This window comes from Kitasatospora sp. NPDC058046, from assembly GCF_042885595.1.
Taxonomy (GTDB): Bacteria; Actinomycetota; Actinomycetes; order Streptomycetales; family Streptomycetaceae; genus Kitasatospora.
Genome location: NZ_JBHVRS010000022.1, coordinates 1 through 4,095, shown reverse-complemented (window position 1 = coordinate 4,095; position 4,095 = coordinate 1). Strand labels below are relative to the sequence as shown.

5 protein-coding genes are annotated in these 4,095 nt (G+C 72.3%); 3 read left to right on the top strand and 2 right to left on the bottom strand.

Annotated elements, in window-relative coordinates; genetic code table 11:
• Positions 1–96: 96 nt before the first annotated feature.
• Positions 97–324 carry a DUF3263 domain-containing protein gene (locus ACFVU7_RS34195; RefSeq protein ID WP_079272731.1) on the bottom strand — a complete coding sequence of 76 codons (228 nt, stop codon included), beginning with the start codon at positions 322–324 and terminating at the stop codon, positions 97–99.
• 102 nt (positions 325–426) lie between these two features.
• On the opposite strand from ACFVU7_RS34195, the gene ACFVU7_RS34190 reads away from it, so the two are divergent.
• Positions 427–777 (top strand): cupin domain-containing protein, encoded by a 351-nt coding sequence (locus ACFVU7_RS34190; protein ID WP_049655188.1) that lies wholly within the window; start codon positions 427–429, stop codon positions 775–777.
• Positions 778–823: 46 nt separating this feature from the next.
• Here the strand turns inward: ACFVU7_RS34190 and ACFVU7_RS34185 are convergent, their stop codons facing one another.
• The gene (locus ACFVU7_RS34185) at positions 824–2,104 is read right to left on the bottom strand and encodes an extracellular solute-binding protein (protein WP_074005442.1); all 1,281 of its coding nucleotides are present in this window, start codon (positions 2,102–2,104) and stop codon (positions 824–826) included.
• A gap of 325 nt (positions 2,105–2,429) precedes the next feature.
• Here ACFVU7_RS34185 and ACFVU7_RS34180 point away from each other — a divergent pair, with 325 nt between their 5' ends.
• Both ACFVU7_RS34180 and ACFVU7_RS34175 read left to right on the top strand, forming a co-directional pair.
• Complete coding sequence (locus ACFVU7_RS34180) at positions 2,430–3,377, top strand: ROK family protein (protein ID WP_049655186.1); 948 nt, start codon at positions 2,430–2,432, stop codon at positions 3,375–3,377.
• Positions 3,374–4,095, top strand: a 722-nt coding sequence (locus ACFVU7_RS34175; RefSeq protein ID WP_388049042.1) for an amidohydrolase family protein, incomplete at its 3' end; no start/stop codon positions are given. The genes ACFVU7_RS34180 and ACFVU7_RS34175, both read left to right, overlap by 4 nt.

Sequence of the window (4,095 nt, the reverse complement as noted above, 5' to 3'; positions counted from 1 at the left end):
TGCACGCACATATAATCACTACCCATACCCAACCCCTCACCCAGACCCCACCCACCCCCGGCCCCCACCCTCCCGAGAGCCCGAACCCCCCACCCGTCAACGGGCCCCCCGCCGAGCCTCCCGCACCCGCCGCAGCCGGTTCACCAGCACCGGCGCGTGCGCCAACGCCTCCTCCCGGTCCAGCAGCGCGTTCAGCACCTGGTAGTACCGCGTCGGTGAGAGCCCCAGCTCCTCCCGGATCGCCCGCTCCTTGGCCCCCGCCGTCCGCCACTGCCGCCCCTCCAGCGCCAGCACCGCCCGGTCCCGCTCGCTCAGCTCGCCCACCGCCGACACCTCCGTCCACCGCTACGGAGTGTCATTCTCGCGCGCGACCCGGACACACACTGCTCGCCCCACCGCTCCCCGCGCCCGGCTACCGTCACCCCCATGACCACGCCGAGCTTCGCCCTGCACATCCCGACCGCCGACCTCGACCCCGACCCGCTCGACCCGTCCCAGATCGTCTCGGGCACCCCCGAGGTCACCGGCAGGGTGCTCTCCGAGTCCGCCGACGGCCGCCACCTGCGCGGTCTCTGGCAGATCACCCCCGGCGTGGTCACGGACGTCGAGGCGGACGAGATGTTCGTGGTGCTCAGCGGCCGGGCCACCATCGAGGTCGAGGGCGGCCCGACCCTGGAGGTCGGCCCCGGCGACTGCGCGGTGCTGCGCGAGGGCGACCGCACCACCTGGACGGTCCACGAGACCCTCCGCAAGGCCTACGCCATCACGCTGCCCTGAGCCCCGTCGGGGCCGGGGCGAACCACGCCCCGGCCCCGACGACCTGCTACTTGCGGACCTTCACCGCTTCCTTCACCGCCGCGTCCTGCAGTCCTTCGAGCACCTGCTTCGGGTCCCCCGTCACGGCCTGCCCGATCCCGGCCTTGATCCGGTTGCTGACCTCGCCCCAGGCCGGGTCCCCGAACGGGTAGAAGCTCGCGTTGCTGAGCCCGACCGCGAACTGCTTGAGGTCCTCGTGCTTGGGGTCGGACGACATCTGGGCGAACGCGTCCTGGGTGACCGGCAGGAGGTTGTACTGCTCGTCGAACTTCAGCTGGTTGTCCTTGCCGTAGACGAACGCCAGGAACTTCTTGATCTCGTTCTTGTGCCCGTTCGCCTTCAGCGCCATCATCCAGTCCGCGACCCCGAGGCTCCCGGTCCGTCCGACGCCGTCCTTCTTCGGGATCGGCGCCGTGCCGAACTCGATCTTCCCGGCGGTCGCCATCCGCAGCAGGGTCGGGTGCCCGTTCAGCATCGCGACCTTCCCCGCGGCGAAGTCCTGGAACACCGGGGTGCGGTTCATCTTGCCCGGGTCCGGGTACGTCAGCCCGGTGGCCACCAGGTTGCTCTTCAGCCAGCCGAAGGTGGCCTGGTTCTGGGCGCTGTCGATGGTGTAGTTGCCGACGTCGTCGGAGATGCTGCCGCCGCCGCTCAGCGTCCACAGCATCGACTCGGCCGGTGCCTCCTCCGGCCCCAGCGGCAGCCCGTACGGGGTCACCCCCGGCACCTTGGCCTTGATCTTCTCGGCGTCCTGCCGCAGCTCGTTCCAGGTGGCGGGCGGCTGGGTGATCCCGGCCTGCCGGAAGACCGCCTTGTTGTAGAAGAGCACCCGCGAGGAGGAGACGAACGGGATCCCGTACTGCGTCCCGACCACCTGCCCGGCGTGCGCGAAGGTGTCCAGGAACCTGGCCTGGGTGTCCACCGAGAGCACGTCGGAGGCCGGGTACAGCCGGTCCGCCGCGACCTGGTCCGCGAAGCCGCCGGTCTGGAGCAGGTCCGGCGACTTGCCGGCCGCGATCATGTCCTCGACCTTCTTGCCGATCTCGGTCCAGCTGTCCACCTCGACGCTGACCTTGATCCCGGGGTTGGCCGCCTCGAAGTCCCTGGCGACCGCGTCCCAGTAGTGCTGGGAGCTGGTCTCGGGGCTCTCCCCGTAGTCGGCGGCGACCAGTCTGAGGGTGACCGGCCCGTCGTCCTGCCCGCCGCAGGCACTGACCGCGGTGAGGACCAGTGCTCCGGCCAGCGCACCGCCGAGCACACGGGTGGGAACGTGGACGCGCCTGTTCAACGCGGGTACCGCCTTCGGGGGGATGGAACGGGGGGTGAACGCAGCCGGAACGGGGGAATCCGGCAGGGGGACGCGCAACACTCCCAAACCCGTCGACCACCGGTCCACACCACCGCCCGGCGCCGCCCCAGTAGTTATCGAAGTGCTCGGCGTCATTGCACAATGCGCAACAAAACCCCCACTCACCCCGGTCCGCGCCCGCCCCGCACCCCGGCGCAAAGCCGCGCACACCCCCGCAGCTGCGACAAAGCTCACCCAGTATGGACCAGACCAATCCGACAACTGGACTAGACCTCTTCTACCCGCCCAAGGGAAACTGTCCTCCGTGAAGCACGTCATCGCACTCGATGTAGGCGGCACCGGCATGAAGGCCGCGCTGCTCGCCCAGGACGGCTCCGTGCTGTTCGAGGCACGCCGACCGACCGGGCGGGAGCACGGCACGGACGCCGTCGTCGCCGCCATCCTCGACTTCGCCACCGACCTGGCGGACGAGGGCCGCAGCCGTTTCGGCGTCGCCCCGCTCGCGGCCGGTGTCGCCGTCCCGGGCACGATCGACGAGAAGAACGGCATCGCGGTCTTCTCCGCCAACCTCGGCTGGCGCGAGCTCCCGCTGCGCAAGCTCCTCGGCGAGCGCCTGGCCGGACCGGACGGCGGCGCGATGCCGGTGGCCCTCGGCCACGACGTGCGCTCCGGCGGACTGGCCGAGGGCCGGCTCGGAGCCGGCCGCGGCGTCGACCGCTTCCTGTTCATCGCCCTCGGCACCGGCATCGCCGGCGCCATCGGCATCGACGGCCGGATCGAGGCCGGCGCGCACGGCTACGGCGGCGAGATCGGCCACGTCGTGGTCCGCCCGGGCGGACCGCAGTGCGGCTGCGGCGCCCGCGGCTGCCTGGAGACGCTGGCCTCGGCCTCCGCCGTCTCCCGCGCCTGGGCCGAGACCAGCGGCGACCCCGACGCCGACGCGGCATCCTGCGCCGCCGCGGTGGACGCCGGGGACGACCGCGCCCTCGCGGTCTGGCAGCGCGCCGTCGACGCCCTGGCGGACGGCATCGTGCTGGCCCAGAGCCTGCTCGACCCGTCCACCGTGATCGTCGGCGGCGGGCTGGCCGAGGCCGGCGACACGCTCTTCACTCCGCTGCGCGCGGCGGTCACCGGGCGACTGACCTTCCAGATGCCCCCGAAGGTCGTACCCGCCATGCTCAAAGACACCGCCGCGTCCCTGGGCGCGGGCCTGCTCGCCTGGGATCTGCTCTCCATGGAGGTGACCGCGTGACCACCGCGGACCGTGACCGTACTGCCCTGGCCGGTGCCCGGCTGGTCCTGCCCGGCGGCGTCGTCGAGGGCGACCGCCTCGCCGTCGAGGGCGAGCGCATCGCCGGGCTCGGCGGCGACACCGAGCCCGGCGACCTCGACCTGACCGGGTACACCGTCGTCCCCGGCTTCGTCGACCTGCACGTCCACGGCGGCGGCGGTGCCTCGTACGCCTCCGGCATCGCCGAGGAGGCGCTGCTGGCCGCCCGCACCCACCTGGAGCACGGCACCACCACCACGGTGGCCTCCACCGTCACCGGCGAGATCGACGAGGTCGCCCGCCAGGCGGACGTCCTCTCCGAACTCGTCGAGGACGGCGTCCTGGCCGGCATCCACTTCGAGGGCCCGTTCATCTCGCACAACCGCTGCGGCGCCCACCGGCCCGACCTGCTGCGCGACCCCGACCCGGCGCTGGTGCGCAAGCTGGTCGACGCCGCCCGCGGCCACGCCCGGATGGTCACCCTGGCCCCCGAACTGCCCGGCGGCCTGGACTCGGTGCGGATGCTCGCCGACCTCGGGGTGATCGCCGCCGTCGGCCACACCGACTCCGACTACGCCACCACCCTGGAGGCGATCGAGGCCGGAGCCACCGTCGCCACCCACCTGTTCAACGCCATGCCCGGCATCGCCCACCGCGCCCCCGGCCCGATCGTGGCGCTGCTGGAGGACGAGCGGGTCAC

Coding starts and splice junctions, on each gene's coding strand:
- ACFVU7_RS34190 (WP_049655188.1), top strand. CDS start 427: ATGACCACGCCGAGCTTCGCCCTGCACATCCCGACCGCCGACCTCGAC.